Origin of the sequence: Pseudalkalibacillus sp. Hm43, assembly GCF_051842935.1 — a bacterium.
Lineage (GTDB): Bacteria > Bacillota > Bacilli > Bacillales > Fictibacillaceae > Pseudalkalibacillus.
In genome coordinates, this window is the sequence record NZ_JBPXRR010000001.1 from 2,393,979 (window position 1) to 2,407,094 (window position 13,116).

A 13,116-nucleotide genomic window follows, 5' to 3' on the forward strand; every position below is an offset into this window, starting at 1 on the left:
TCACAAGAACACCCCTTCCGATTTAATTAACGATCATTTCGTAATCTCACTCATAAGAGCGAGTACATTGCCATCTAGATCCTTGAAAAATGCCATCCAAAGTTCATATTGGCCCATGTCTGCAACCATGTGAGGTCTACTCGTAAAAGCAACCCCTTCTTCCCTAAATTGTTCATATGTACCTTGGAGATTTTCTGTCTTGAAATAGATGACAGAACCAGGGTGGTTGAATGATTCATCTTCAGGAACAGAGAGCATCAATCTAATCCCGTTACAATTAAAAAATGCCATATTCTCCATAGAAAATAATAATGGTAGCCCGAGTGTGTCACGATAAAAACAAACCGCTTCCTCGACATTCTTCACGTTGAGATTGATCTGACCGATTTCATTCAAAGATAGTTTCTGCATCTTTTCCACAACTTCAGCCTCCTTAAAAATCTATTAACTCTATTATAAAGGACAGTCTTTTGTTATCTAGTAATTTTTTACATTTCATTCAAAAAAAAGAGCTGCGTATCAAGGTGTACGCAGCAAAAGGTGTGTTTGAACAGATCGATTAGAAGATCATGTTTTCATTATACAGAACATATGTTCGTTTGTAAAGTCCTATCCAAAAAAAGACACTCACCAATAGGATGAGTGTCTCTAGTAGACCGATTAGCTACCGTACCAGTATTCGTTTTGTTCAATTTGATTGTCGTGCTCTTGATGCCAGTAGTCCACGCTATAGGAATAATCATAGTTCATGATACAACGGATCCCACTTCCTTGTGGATCATGGCCAAGTCCAAAGTTATGAGAGAACTCATGTTGAGCTGCATGCCATGTATTCGTAGTACCTTGATCCAGATTTACACTGAATGCACTTCCGCTTGGAGCAGAAGAGTAAACGTAGGCGATTCCTCCTGCATCGAAATTTGCATCACGAGTGAATCCTACAACAAAGTCATAACTGTACCCGCTCCAATCGTTGCTAAGGTCAGATAGGATTTGAGATGCATTGCTGCCTTGTGAATACCAATTCCCTACTGCTTGCACTTGGAAATCGATGTCATGGTCACGATAGAAAGCATTGTCTGCGCTCTCGACAGCGTTCTGGATCCGTGTTTGCCAATCGCTGTATTGAGCTCTATATTCCTCATCTGCAACCGCCAAAACCGTTACGACTCTGGTTGCAGCTGCTGCTTGCATCATCGATTTGTTGTTCAAGGTATTGCTTTTGAATGTTCGTTTCCCGATTTCTTTCCCTTGAGCATTCAGAATCTTTGCGTTGGAAGTTGATTCGACTTTTGCAGGCTTCATGCTTCTCTCATTCGTATTGTCTTTTGCTTTTGGTAGAACTTCGACTTTCGGTGCTTCAGTTGTTGGTGCTCCCTTTGCGTCGGCCATTCCTGGGACAAGTGCTACGGACAATGCTAACGACATGGACAAAATTCCTTTGGACAACTTCAAAAAAATACCTCCCCAAATTTTTAAACAATTGCGCGCGCTATACTAATAGGAATTGTCTATTTGTAGGGAGATTTCCTTCTTTATGAAGTTGGGAAAGCTGCCTTAAATGAACAGCTAGATTAGCGGGATTTCAACAACATTTTTCCCAATATTCCTTTCGATTCAGTTAAGTAAAGAAACTATCTTGCACCTTTTTACTATTAAAAGTCGAATCTTGTAGTAAGAAGATTTCTGTTATGGTTCAATTCATCTCCATTCAGATTTTTATCACATTGTTGGATGGACAAAATAAGCGGTTCGAGCCCTTGACAGTAACTCAAATAATAATATGACTTTTATCCCTTACCTAATTACATTCTAACTTACTATTAAATTACCATTTATATCTAATAATAATTATTTTATTGGTTTGATATGGTATATAATTACCATGACCACACACTTTGTAAGCGCTTTTATTTTTCAGAAGTTTTAAACAAATAGAATATAAATTTTACATTCGACAGGATTCGTGTAAAATAATAAATCGTGAAAAAGTTATAAAAGGAGTGATTAGGTGGATAAGAAAAACAAGATTATGGATTGGCCGACATTCATAGGCGCTTTCGTCTTATTACTAGCCGTGACGGTTCCTCTGATTGTATTTCCTGAGCAAGGGGAAGCTGTCGTTCTCGCAATGAATTCATTCATGACAGGTAATTTCGGGGTATTATACTTAGTTTTTGGATTAGCCGTACTTATTTTCCTACTCTACATCGCATTCAGTCGATTTGGAAAAATACAGATGGGAAAAGATATCAAGCCGGAGTTCTCCAACTTCTCATGGGCAGCAATGCTATTCTGCGCAGGAATTGGATCGAGTGTCCTATATTGGGGAACGATTGAGTGGGCCTATTATTATTCAAGTCCACCACTAGGAGTAGAGCCGAATTCCACTGAAGCGATTCAATGGGCATCATCTTATGGAATCTTTCATTGGGGTCCGGTCGCATGGGCGATTTATTGCCTGCCGGCACTGCCGATTTCCTATTTCTACTACGTTCGTAAAAAACCTGTACTCAAAATCAGTGAAGCTTGTCGTCCGTTGATTGGTCGACTTGCGGATGGTCCTTTAGGAAAAGTGATTGATGTCTTGTTCATCTTCGGTCTGCTAGGTGGAGCAGGTACCACACTCGCACTAGGTACACCATTGATTGCTGCAGGACTGAACAACATGTTCGGATGGGAAGAAACCCTATCCATGAAGACATATATTCTTGTTGTCTGTACCATCATTTTTGCATTTAGTGCTTACTCAGGTCTGAAGAAAGGTATCAAGGTCTTAAGTGACATCAATTTATGGTTGTCCTTCTTGTTGCTAGGTTTCGTATTGGTTGTTGGTCCCACTGTATTCTTGACAGAAACGACCGTCAACAGCATCGGCTTGATTGCGGATAATTTCTTCCACATGGCAACATGGACAGAACCATTCAACAACTATGGTCCTTTTGAAAAAACCAGCTTCCCTGAATACTGGACGGTATTCTACTGGGCTTGGTGGTTGGTTTATGCACCATTCATCGGTTTGTTCATCGCTAAGATATCAAGAGGTCGTACTGTAAAACAAATCGTTCTTGGAACGATCCTTTACGGTACACTTGGTTGTGTATTGTACTTCGGACTACTAGGAAACTATGGACTATATCTAGAACTTAGCGGAAAGTTCTCGGTCGTAGAAGTATTGAATAACCAAGGTGCACCTGCTGCCATCATGGGTACACTTGAACAGTTGCCACTGGATTGGCTCGTAATACCTGTTTTCATCTTGCTGGCCATCATCTTCCTATCAACAACGTTCGACTCTGGCTCTTACATTCTAGCAGCCGTCGTCCAAAACTATGTGGAAGATGAACCCGTAAAATGGAACCGTCTTTTCTGGGCATTTGCATTATCTTTACTACCATTGATACTGATGTATATCGGTGGACTATCAAGCTTGCAAACGGCAAGTATCGTCGGTGGTTTCCCACTTCTATTCATCATGACGATGCTCGCAGCTTCCTTCGTCAAGGCTGCAGATCACGATCTGCTTATGGCTGAAAAGAAAAAGAAAGAAGCGAAAAAAGCAAGCTGATCCTCTTTAACCATTTCCGGAAATTAAATGCGTAAAACATAGAAACTCTGCCGATTTTCAGTCGGCAGAGTTTTTTATTCATATGAAATGCTATACTTTTAGCAGAAGGAGTGGTTTTGTGTCAATTGTACATATAAAAGGAAACAGGGTTGTTTTGAGGGATTTGACGGTCGATGACCTAGATGATTTATTCTATTGGAATTATGAAGCGACCGATCGTGAACATCTCAAGTGGAACGGACCGTACTATAAAAGACCTTCTCTTGGGAGACAGGAATTCAAAGAAAAGTTCAAGGCAGATTTTACGAATATCGAATTGAATCAGCCAAGGAAGATACTCGTCATTGAAGTAGATGGGAGACTCATTGGAACCGTCAATTGGTACTGGGAGGATGAAGTGACAAATTGGCTCAGTAACGGCATTGTGATCTTTGATTCTCGCTATTGGGCTGGAGGATATGGTACAGAAGCTTTCCAACTATGGACGGATTACATCTTCGAAAGCATGAATGTCGTAAGGGTTGGTATATCAACCTGGTCCGGCAATGTGAGAATGATGAAACTAGCTGAAAAAATCGGCATGATTGAAGAAGGACGCATCCGGAAAGCACGAATCGTAGATGGAGAATATTATGATTCTATCAAGATGGGCATTCTACGGGAAGAATGGGAGCATATGAAGCGAAAGACACCCTAAGGGGGTGTCTTTTAACGTTTTTTAGCGTTCAGAACGGTGATGAAGAACAACACCATGACAAAGAGAATCCCCACAAGAGGTATGCCGATATGTATAGCAAAATATTTTTGAATCTCCAAGCCTTGTGCATATCTTTCAGAGAACAAGTGATAATTAAAGAGATTTATCGTTCCTAGCTTCCAAACGATGTATACAACTAGAATCCAGCTTATGATCAAGGCAAATCTTTTCAAGGTATAAACCTCCATTCAGTAGAATCTACGAAGATCCGAACTTTTGGTTCCGAGTTTTACGTTTAGAATTTTTTTTAATCGGTAATGGATTAGTAGATTCATTTTTCAATATAAGGAGGCAAACGTATATGAGATTCTCCGAAAAGCTGCAAAATCTAGAAAAACAGAAAGCTGAGGGCTCTCAGAAAATTTTATCAGTATACTTAAATACAGACCGTAGCCGCCCTGATCAACAAGGCGGCGAATGGAAAATCAAGCTGAAAAACGGTTTGAACAAATTCGAGGAATACATCGAAGAGATGGGTGACCACGACGAATTGAAGGGTTACCGTGAGTTGAAAGACAAGGTGTATAACAAAATCATTGGAAGAGAACGTGAATTGAAGCGAAGTGTCGTACTATTCGCAACTCCTGATGAAAGCATTTGGATCATGGAAGATTTGCAAGTACCGATTGAAACGTCCTTCCATTGGGAAGACAAGCCTGAACTTGATCAATTGAAGGAATTGCAATCCAACTATCCTTACAGTGGAATCATCGTCATCCATAAAGAAGACGCCACGGTTCTTGAAACTGAGATGGGTGTGCTAGTGGATGAATACCATTATTCATTCGATCCGGATATTGATGACTGGCGTGAACATCAAGGTCCAATGGCTGCTTCTATTTCTGCAGCTGAAACAAACAAAAAGGATGAATTCCAGGAGCGTTTTGAAGAAAACCAAAAACGTTGGTTGAAAGAGTTGAGTTCTAAGATTACCAAAAAGGCGAAGAAGAACAAATGGAAAGAAACTTATCTCATGGGAGAAAAAGGTTATCTGAATGAATTTGAACGTCATCTCCCTATCAAGGAAACGAAGAAAACAGGTAAAAATCCTAGCCGGATGGAACCATCCAAGATCATTGACCAAGTGATTGCTGGATAAAGCTTCATATTAATAACCTCCCCCCTAAATATATGGAAGAGACCGGAATAACCTCCGGTCTCTTTTTGTGTCAATTATGGATCCAGACATTCGTGCCGATTGGAACCAGGTTTGCCAGTTCATTCACATCCTTGTTATACATCCGTATGCACCCTTTTGATACATTCTTGCCGATTGAAGACGGATCGTTTGTTCCGTGTATGCCATAGTGCGGTCTCGACAACCCCATCCACATGGTGCCATAAGGTCCGCCTGGATCAGGTTGTTTATTGATGATTGTATATTCTCCAGTTGGAGTTGGGGTCAGCATTTTTCCTACTGCTATCGGATATGTCTTCAGGAGCCTCGTATGATCGAATAATTTGAGCTGATGTTTTTTCAGCGACACATCAATCCAAAGCGGCATAGGGGATCGCCTCCCTCATTTTAGTTCACTATATGCTTGGAGGGATGCTTTTATTTTCAAGTTGGATTGTGCCGAACTTAGGGAACTTTCTGGTCGACTTGGGGAAGTTTCGTTCTGACTTGTGGAACTTTCCACCAATTACAATAGAAAAAGCAAGTGCATCAGCACGTGCTCTTTATTTTTCAATACTATAGCTCTGTACGAATGTCCCATAGCTCTGGGAAGAAGCGATGGTCAAGGACTCGCTTCAAATAAGATACGCCAGAAGAGCCTCCCGTCCCCATCTTATGACCGATGATTCGCTCTACTGTCTTCATGTGACGGAATCGCCATTGTTGAAGCCAATCTTCTATGTCCACCAATTTTTCCGCTAACTGATATAGGTTCCAATATCGATCAACGTTTCGGTACACTTCGACCCAAGCTGCTTTGACCGTTGGATCCCCTTCATACGTGACGGAAAAATCGCGACTCAATAATTGCGGATTGATTTCAAAACCAGCATTGGATAGCTCTTGAATGGCCGCATCATAAATGCTCGGTGCTTCATAAGCCTCTTTCAATTTCGTATGCAATTCCGGGTCTTTCTTATAAATTTCCAACACGTGCGGTGTCTTGTATCCAAGAGCAAACTCAATCATCCGATATTGATACGATTGGAATCCAGACGCTTGTCCAAGGCTATCACGGAACTCTAAGTACTCAGATGGTGTCAATGTGGAAAGCACATCCCACGCCTGGATGATTTGGGACTGGACCTTCGACACTCGCGCTAACATTTTGAAAGCCGGCTGCATCTCACTGTTCCGAATGCTATCGATTGCTGCATTCAATTCATGCAAGATCATCTTCATCCATAGTTCACTCACTTGATGGATGACGATGAACAACATCTCATCATGATGACCAGACAATCTGGATTGACTAGAAAGTAAACGATCCAGCTGTAAATATTCTCCGTACGTCATGTTTTTCGAAAAATCAGTATGGATCCCTTTTTCTGTTACATACTTCTCTTTTCCTTCTTCATGTTTGTTTCCCATCGTCTCACTCACTTTCTTTTCCGATAACAATTATGCGACTACGCCACGCTTATTTTCATATTGCTTATATTGTTCTTCGTCCATGATCCGTTTCAAGATGTGAATGGCATTCCATACATCTTCAAAAGTGTTGTATAGAGCGGCAGGTGTCAAACGGATTCCATTCGGATTACGGAAATCCGGAATCACCTTATTCGCTTTTAACGCTGTACAGATTCGTGCTGCTTCTGGATGCTCCAAGTACACATGTCCACCTCTACGATGATCTTCTCTAGGATTCCCGATTTCAAAACCATAGTCTTTCAGTTCATGTTCAACGAGATCCATCATGTACTGAGTCAGACGAAGCGATTTCTTACGCAGACGATCGATACCCGCTTCTTCAAAAATCTCGAGAGATCCTTTCAATGGTGCCAGGCTCAACATGTGCGGCGTTCCAATCTGGAAGGCTCCCGCTGTTGTTGCCGGGGTCAATTGATGGTCCATATCAAACTGTTTATTTTTATCAGAGCTGAACCAACCAGCCAGACCCGGTGCTTCCCCAAGGTGTTTTTCGTGGACATAGATTCCTGCTACAGAACCCGGTCCTGCATTCACGTATTTATAGTTGCACCAGAAGGCGAAATCAGCCCCCCATTCACTCAATGCATGCGGCAACGCGCCGATGGAGTGACAGAGATCGAATCCGATCGTGATTCCACGCTTGTGCGCTTCCTCTGTCAGCCGTTTCATGTCTAACACTTGGCCGCTACGATACATGACACTCGGCAACATGATCAACGCAATTTCATCTGTCATCGCGTCGATGATATCGTCTTCTTCCACGATTCTACCATCTGGACTCTTCACCTGCACGAGATGTTCAGCCGGCTCATACCCTTTCAGCTTCAGCTGGCTTTGCAGAGCGAATATATCAGACGGGAATGTCAGTTCATCCGCTAAAATCTTTGTCTTTTTTCCTTCAGGTTTGTAAAATGTCGCTACCAACTGGTGCAAATCTACAGTCGTGGAACCGGTTGCGATGACCTCTTCAGGCTTCGCTCCGACAAGAGGGGCAGACATCTCACCTAATTTTTCAGACATATAAAACCAAGGATTCTCTCCCTCTGTCCATCCACCGATGCCATATTCTTTCCAGGATTCTTTCAAGTTTTCCAAAGACTTTTCTGCACGTTTGGATAATAATCCAAGAGAATTCCCAATTAAATAGATGGAATCTTCTTTTATATAGAATTCATCTCGGAAGGATGCCAATTCATCTTGTTGATCAAGTTGCAACGCATGCTCTTTGGATGCATCAAATGATTGCTTCCCCATTGGATCGACTCCTTTTCTGTATGTAATTAATTTCACTATACAGTTGAAGTTGACAAAGTGTCAATGACATCATGTCATTGACATTCCGTTCCGCCCTTTATAAAATGAAAGCACCTCTTTAAAAGGATGAAAATAACATGACTGATAAGAACGAGAAACTGACAAAAAGGCAGCTGAAATCGCAACAAACTCGTGAAAACTTGTTAGGTGCAGCGAGCCGCATTTTTATCGAACAGGGATTTCAGAAAACGACCATTACACAGATCATCAAACAAGCCGATACCGGATATGGAACGGCTTATGTTCATTTCAAGAATAAAGACGACATTCTCATAGCGTTAATGGAAGATGTCATGAACAAGTTCTATGAAATAGCTGAATTACCTTTCCGTCCATCCAGCCCAGATGATGCATCAACAATGATTCAAAAACAAGTTCAGATGTTTCTGGAAATGGCGAAAGAAGAACAACAGATGTTATCTGTCGTGGAAGAAGCAATTGGACATTCAGATGCCGTCTATCAAAAATGGAGCGAAATCCGGGAAAGATTCATCCATCGGATTGCAGAAGACATCCGTTTCTCTCAACAAAGCGGGATCGCTTATAAAGATGTGGATGCAGAAATGGTTGGAAGAGGGTGGTTCTTTTCCAATGAAATGTACTTATGGGAGATTGTACGGAACAAACCTGTTTCCATTGAATCCATAGTCCATAACCTTTCAACTATGTATGTGAGAGGCTTATACCGGTAATTTTGAAGGTGACTTGTTAATCGTCATCTTCTTTTTATTTTTTATAGATTCTTTTGCATAGTTTGGAAAAAAGACGGGTAGACAATAAGAAGTATTCCTAACAAAGCAGGTGTTACCCATCGAAGTTAAAATGCCGAAGTCTATAAGAAAATATTTCAAGATGTCCAAGAGACAGCGCTGGGAAGAAATAAACGCTACCTTATGGTTTACCCCAGGCATTTATATTTTTCTAGCCATATTATTAGCCGTCTTTACCTTATTGCTTGATTTGAAAGTGGAACTTAGTCAGTATGTCAATGTGAAATTGACATCAGAAGCCCGTCTAACACGTATACTGGTCAGTACACTGATCGGCGGCATCTTGACGTTGAGCGCATTCACCTTCAACTCCTTACTTGTCGTACTGACGACATTCAGTGGCCAATTTTCACCGAGGATGCTGCTGAATTTCGTGTCTGACAAGAAGACCCAACACGTTCTAGGAATCTTCAATGGTAGTTTCATTTACGTATTGACTGTCTTCCTATTCATCAGTAACACCGATGACGAGCGTTATCTTGCCATCCCGATCATCACCGTTTTCTTAGCATTTTTGACAGCTGTCACATTCATTTATTTCATCAATCATGCTACGACGTGGATGCAGGTTCATAACATCACGGATAATATGAAAGAAATTTCGAAGCGAATCATCAATTTCTCGATTCTAAAAGAAGTCGAGCCGTACCGAAGCACTAAAGAGATGAAGCTGGATGACAAAGAATACCCAAGAGATGGCCATCCATTAGACTCAAAAGAATCGGGATATATCCAGTTGGTCAATTTCGTTAAATTGATTGAGATTGCCAAAAGGGACAATCTTGTGGTCCGATTTGAATACGGTGTCGGGGAGTATGTGTTGGAAGGTGCTCCAATCCTTACCTACTGGAAAGAAAAAGAGACCGCCATCAATGAGCTTGAGTACTTGAAAACCATTGAACTTGGACATAAGCAGACAGAAATTCAAGACCTGGAATTCGGGGTCAATAAACTATCCGAAATTGCCATAAAAGCACTCGGGAATAATGATCCAAAGACTGCTATAAACACAATTCATCAAATGTCGGATTTGTTGACCATCATCGCTCGGTACACACATTTTTCTCCTTTTCTTATTGATGAAGATGAAAACATCCGGATTATTCTTAAAGAGGAGGATTTCGAATATTATCTCTACAGAGGTTTTGCTCATATCCGCCACTATGCGGATCGGAATTGGGTCATCATCACAGAAATCCTATCCTCGTTGAAATCAATGGCTAAATCGATGGATAAAGTCTTTCACAAGGAATTATGGAACTTTGCCGTCCAAACGGTAAAAGGCATTGAAAATCATGAAATCTATTACTTGGATCGGAAGTATCTGCTTTCAGAACTATCCCAACTTTCGACTGCAACGGACATGGAAAGTGAATACCAGGAGCTGGAGAGAGCGTTTGACCGAAAATATGAACAATAACGAAGAGCTTGGAATTCCAAGCTCTTTTTTTCATTACAACACTATCTGTTTTTAATCAGCTGTTTATCTAGTTCACGTACACGGTCATAGGAATCAATTAAACGTTCTGGAACCAACTTCCTTCCTCTCCCCCAGGCATTTTCTTCAATTTCCATCTGAAACTTCTCTTTTTCCTCCTCGCCTCCATACATGAGCTTCCTTAAATTCACTTTCTTTGCTTCAAAATAATACCCTGCCATTCGGTAGACAAGGATCTTAACGAAGTTTTCTTCTGTCTCATTCACTTTAATTTGACTTTTATAGCCATTCACCTGAAGGTAGTTGAATTTTATTGTATTTGTTGAAATGTTATAACTCATAGGTACACTCAATTGGTTGTCAAAATCACAATTGATGTTAAGTCTGAGCTCGCCTAATGTTTCATTTATGATTTTTTCAATCTGCCATATATAAAGCATGGAATGTGACACTTCCTCTCCTCGTCAAACTTGTAGGATATAGAGTTGTAAACATACATTTTAAAGTAGGAATCTATTACTCTATATCCTATCACAATTTATACATACTCTTTATTATTAGGGGCGATTTTGCTCAGTTATTTTGATAGATGCATCAAGATGAGCAAGAAGTATCCTTCCCGAAAATCAAAAAGAGCTTGGTTGGAATTCCAAGCTCTTTTCATTCAATAGGGTATCAGGGTTAATCAATCGTCCCTTTAAATTTTTCTGGTTTCGATACATATCCTTCAATGATATAACCACAATCTGTGCAAATGATGTATTCAATGTTTGAACCGGTACTCAACTTCTTCAATGGAGCCATAACAGCATATCCACTATGTTTTCCCCTGCCTAACTCTTTCCCGCCACACTTCGGACATTCTGAAGTGTCCATAGGTTGTTTCATATACTTACCTCCCAAGTCTGACATTGTCCATTTATGTACCAATATTTACGAATGCCTCTATGGTCGGTTTCACTTTTTATAAATGGAATTCAGATGAACAACTAAATAGACGAGACCAATGATCAAAGGAATAACAGGGAAATAATAAACAGACATTTTCATAAATGCAAGAGGCTTCTCTGGAGTACTTATTTCTCCATACATGACAAGTACTCTTACGGCAAAAAAGAGTATTAGAGAAGTGGAAATGTAAATCGCGGATATCACTTGATTCATCGTTCAAAGCCCCCACCGTTTATTTAAAAGACTTCCTCATTCCAATTATTTCAAAAGCAAGGAATATTAACAATCAAATTTTGTGTAAAGACGAAAAAAAGCAGGCAAACTTTTGCCTGCTTTTCCAACCTTAGTATCTGTGGAATGTATTTGCGTCGAAGTTCTGGAACACGTGTTGGTCGTACATCGGGAATACTTCTTCACCTGTAAGATGATTGATGATGACTTTATTCCGATGCACAGCTAACCCTAGATTGGTCGATCCGACACCATGAGAGTGTGAAATGCCGCTATGGACATAGACTGGATTCGGGATATCCATCCGTAATCGATAGTCAGATTCCACCTCATATCTGCCTTTTTCATCCCATGAGATATAATCCTTCAAACCATTGACGAACGAAGGCACATTCGGGTGATAGCCCGTTCCGATGATGACAACCTCACTATCGATTGTAAAATCTTGCTCTTGCTGCCACTGGTTGCATTGCAGCTCATACGCTCCGTTTTTCTGCTCAATGCCAGTCACTTCTGTCATCGCTTGTAAACGAACTTTCATCTTTCGGCGAGAAACCGTGTTCTCATAGAGCAGATTATAGATATCCGTAACGGTATGTGAACTGATTCCTTTATACAATAGATCCTGTGTCGCAAAGATTTCGTCCTTCTGTTTTTGAGGAAACTCATAAAAATAATTCACATAATCTGGTGAAAATTGCTCGACGCTCAATTTCGATTCTTCCATCGTCAAGAAACTTTGGGAGCGCGTAATCCAGTTCAGCGTGTACTCGTGCTCCATATGATCCTTAAGAAGCTCGCGGAACACTTCTGCCGCACTTTGACCAGACCCAATGACTGTAATCGAATTCGCTTCCTTGCATCGATCTTGTCGATTTAAGTATTCTGCGGTATGGAAAACATCCTGATTTGAAAAACCTCGGAACGTTTTCGGAATGGAAGGCGTTCCCCCTGTACCCAGCACGAGATTTTTACTCTTATAAACGGATGTTTCTTCGGTATGTACGTCCAGTACCGTGACTAAGTAGATTTCATTTTGCTCATCATAATCCAGTTCAATGACTCTCTTACCAAAACTGCAGTTATTCAACTCTTTTGCGACCCATTGGCAATAATCGTTGTATTCCCGCCTCGGAATGTCCAGACGTTGTAAGAAGTAGAAGGGATACAAGCGATTTTCTTTCGCTAAATAGTTCAAGAAGCTGTATCGGCTCGTCGGGTCCGCAAGGGTGACGAGGTCAGCCATGAACGGTACTTGTAGCCTTGTCCCTACAATCAACATGCCCGGATGCCAATCAAATTCCGGCTTCTGTTCGAAAAAGAGTGAGTCGACTTCAGTTCGATCATCAATCAATGCCGCAAGGCTTAGATTGAATGGTCCTATTCCGACTCCTAATAAATCATATACATGGTCCTCCATAAAACTCCCACCTTTATATTTTCTATACTTAAGGTTATCGTTAAATTGTGTAAAAT

At 40.9% G+C, this 13,116-nt stretch carries 15 protein-coding genes; 5 read left to right on the forward strand and 10 right to left on the reverse strand.

Annotated elements, in window-relative coordinates:
• Window positions 1–33: 33 nt before the first annotated feature.
• Together ACSVDE_RS12630 and ACSVDE_RS12635 are read right to left on the reverse strand one after the other, a co-directional pair.
• Window positions 34–411 carry a VOC family protein gene (locus tag ACSVDE_RS12630; protein WP_439301994.1) on the reverse strand — a complete coding sequence of 126 codons (378 nt, stop codon included), beginning with the start codon at window positions 409–411 and terminating at the stop codon, window positions 34–36.
• Window positions 412–660: 249 nt separating this feature from the next.
• Window positions 661–1,449 (reverse strand): zinc-dependent metalloprotease, encoded by a 789-nt coding sequence (locus tag ACSVDE_RS12635; RefSeq protein WP_439301995.1) that lies wholly within the window; start codon window positions 1,447–1,449, stop codon window positions 661–663.
• A gap of 583 nt (window positions 1,450–2,032) precedes the next feature.
• On the opposite strand from ACSVDE_RS12635, the gene ACSVDE_RS12640 reads away from it, so the two are divergent.
• Both ACSVDE_RS12640 and ACSVDE_RS12645 read left to right on the forward strand, forming a co-directional pair.
• Complete coding sequence (locus ACSVDE_RS12640; protein WP_439301996.1) at window positions 2,033–3,568, forward strand: BCCT family transporter; 1,536 nt, start codon at window positions 2,033–2,035, stop codon at window positions 3,566–3,568.
• Between the two features lie 82 nt (window positions 3,569–3,650).
• Window positions 3,651–4,265 carry a GNAT family N-acetyltransferase gene (locus ACSVDE_RS12645; RefSeq protein WP_439301240.1) on the forward strand — a complete coding sequence of 205 codons (615 nt, stop codon included), beginning with the start codon at window positions 3,651–3,653 and terminating at the stop codon, window positions 4,263–4,265.
• Window positions 4,266–4,276: 11 nt separating this feature from the next.
• Here ACSVDE_RS12645 and ACSVDE_RS12650 read toward each other — a convergent pair whose 3' ends face one another.
• Entirely contained in the window at window positions 4,277–4,498 is a 222-nt protein-coding gene (locus ACSVDE_RS12650) for a hypothetical protein (protein WP_439301241.1), read from the reverse strand.
• Window positions 4,499–4,626: 128 nt separating this feature from the next.
• Between ACSVDE_RS12650 and ACSVDE_RS12655 the strand changes: the two genes are divergently transcribed.
• Window positions 4,627–5,424 carry a VLRF1 family aeRF1-type release factor gene (locus ACSVDE_RS12655; protein ID WP_439301242.1) on the forward strand — a complete coding sequence of 266 codons (798 nt, stop codon included), beginning with the start codon at window positions 4,627–4,629 and terminating at the stop codon, window positions 5,422–5,424.
• 70 nt (window positions 5,425–5,494) lie between these two features.
• On the opposite strand, the gene ACSVDE_RS12660 is transcribed toward ACSVDE_RS12655, so the two are convergent.
• The 3 genes from ACSVDE_RS12660 to kynU form a co-directional block, all read right to left on the reverse strand.
• Complete coding sequence (locus ACSVDE_RS12660) at window positions 5,495–5,830, reverse strand: L,D-transpeptidase (RefSeq protein WP_439301243.1); 336 nt, start codon at window positions 5,828–5,830, stop codon at window positions 5,495–5,497.
• A 188-nt stretch (window positions 5,831–6,018) separates the two neighbouring features.
• Window positions 6,019–6,873: a tryptophan 2,3-dioxygenase gene (gene kynA / locus ACSVDE_RS12665; protein ID WP_439301244.1), complete on the reverse strand. Its 855-nt coding sequence runs from the start codon at window positions 6,871–6,873 to the stop codon at window positions 6,019–6,021.
• Window positions 6,874–6,903: 30 nt separating this feature from the next.
• Window positions 6,904–8,190 carry a kynureninase gene (gene kynU, locus ACSVDE_RS12670; protein ID WP_439301245.1) on the reverse strand — a complete coding sequence of 429 codons (1,287 nt, stop codon included), beginning with the start codon at window positions 8,188–8,190 and terminating at the stop codon, window positions 6,904–6,906.
• A gap of 137 nt (window positions 8,191–8,327) precedes the next feature.
• On the opposite strand from kynU, the gene ACSVDE_RS12675 reads away from it, so the two are divergent.
• Both ACSVDE_RS12675 and ACSVDE_RS12680 read left to right on the forward strand, forming a co-directional pair.
• On the forward strand, window positions 8,328–8,942 hold the full coding sequence (locus ACSVDE_RS12675; RefSeq protein WP_439301246.1) for a TetR/AcrR family transcriptional regulator: 615 nt from the start codon (window positions 8,328–8,330) through the stop codon (window positions 8,940–8,942).
• A gap of 160 nt (window positions 8,943–9,102) precedes the next feature.
• Entirely contained in the window at window positions 9,103–10,440 is a 1,338-nt protein-coding gene (locus ACSVDE_RS12680) for a DUF2254 domain-containing protein (protein ID WP_439301247.1), read from the forward strand.
• A 41-nt stretch (window positions 10,441–10,481) separates the two neighbouring features.
• Here ACSVDE_RS12680 and ACSVDE_RS12685 read toward each other — a convergent pair whose 3' ends face one another.
• The 4 genes from ACSVDE_RS12685 to ACSVDE_RS12700 form a co-directional block, all read right to left on the reverse strand.
• Complete coding sequence (locus tag ACSVDE_RS12685; RefSeq protein WP_439301248.1) at window positions 10,482–10,898, reverse strand: hypothetical protein; 417 nt, start codon at window positions 10,896–10,898, stop codon at window positions 10,482–10,484.
• Window positions 10,899–11,139: 241 nt separating this feature from the next.
• The gene (locus ACSVDE_RS12690; RefSeq protein WP_439301249.1) at window positions 11,140–11,346 is read right to left on the reverse strand and encodes a transcription initiation factor TFIIIB; all 207 of its coding nucleotides are present in this window, start codon (window positions 11,344–11,346) and stop codon (window positions 11,140–11,142) included.
• A gap of 69 nt (window positions 11,347–11,415) precedes the next feature.
• Window positions 11,416–11,622 (reverse strand): hypothetical protein, encoded by a 207-nt coding sequence (locus ACSVDE_RS12695; protein ID WP_439301250.1) that lies wholly within the window; start codon window positions 11,620–11,622, stop codon window positions 11,416–11,418.
• A gap of 130 nt (window positions 11,623–11,752) precedes the next feature.
• Window positions 11,753–13,060: a lysine N(6)-hydroxylase/L-ornithine N(5)-oxygenase family protein gene (locus ACSVDE_RS12700; protein WP_439301251.1), complete on the reverse strand. Its 1,308-nt coding sequence runs from the start codon at window positions 13,058–13,060 to the stop codon at window positions 11,753–11,755.
• Window positions 13,061–13,116: the final 56 nt, after the last annotated feature.

Bases quoted from the DNA above. Each gene is read 5' to 3' on its own strand.
- ACSVDE_RS12645 (WP_439301240.1), top strand. From the start codon at position 3,651: ATGAAATGCTATACTTTTAGCAGAAGGAGTGGTTTTGTGTCAATTGTA.
- ACSVDE_RS12690 (WP_439301249.1), bottom strand. From the start codon at position 11,346: ATGAAACAACCTATGGACACTTCAGAATGTCCGAAGTGTGGCGGGAAA.
- ACSVDE_RS12660 (WP_439301243.1), bottom strand. From the start codon at position 5,830: ATGCCGCTTTGGATTGATGTGTCGCTGAAAAAACATCAGCTCAAATTA.
- ACSVDE_RS12695 (WP_439301250.1), bottom strand. From the start codon at position 11,622: ATGAATCAAGTGATATCCGCGATTTACATTTCCACTTCTCTAATACTC.
- ACSVDE_RS12685 (WP_439301248.1), bottom strand. From the start codon at position 10,898: ATGCTTTATATATGGCAGATTGAAAAAATCATAAATGAAACATTAGGC.
- kynA (WP_439301244.1), bottom strand. From the start codon at position 6,873: ATGGGAAACAAACATGAAGAAGGAAAAGAGAAGTATGTAACAGAAAAA.
- ACSVDE_RS12640 (WP_439301996.1), top strand. From the start codon at position 2,033: ATGGATTGGCCGACATTCATAGGCGCTTTCGTCTTATTACTAGCCGTG.
- ACSVDE_RS12700 (WP_439301251.1), bottom strand. From the start codon at position 13,060: ATGGAGGACCATGTATATGATTTATTAGGAGTCGGAATAGGACCATTC.
- ACSVDE_RS12655 (WP_439301242.1), top strand. From the start codon at position 4,627: ATGAGATTCTCCGAAAAGCTGCAAAATCTAGAAAAACAGAAAGCTGAG.
- ACSVDE_RS12675 (WP_439301246.1), top strand. From the start codon at position 8,328: ATGACTGATAAGAACGAGAAACTGACAAAAAGGCAGCTGAAATCGCAA.
- ACSVDE_RS12680 (WP_439301247.1), top strand. From the start codon at position 9,103: ATGTCCAAGAGACAGCGCTGGGAAGAAATAAACGCTACCTTATGGTTT.
- kynU (WP_439301245.1), bottom strand. From the start codon at position 8,190: ATGGGGAAGCAATCATTTGATGCATCCAAAGAGCATGCGTTGCAACTT.
- ACSVDE_RS12630 (WP_439301994.1), bottom strand. From the start codon at position 411: ATGCAGAAACTATCTTTGAATGAAATCGGTCAGATCAATCTCAACGTG.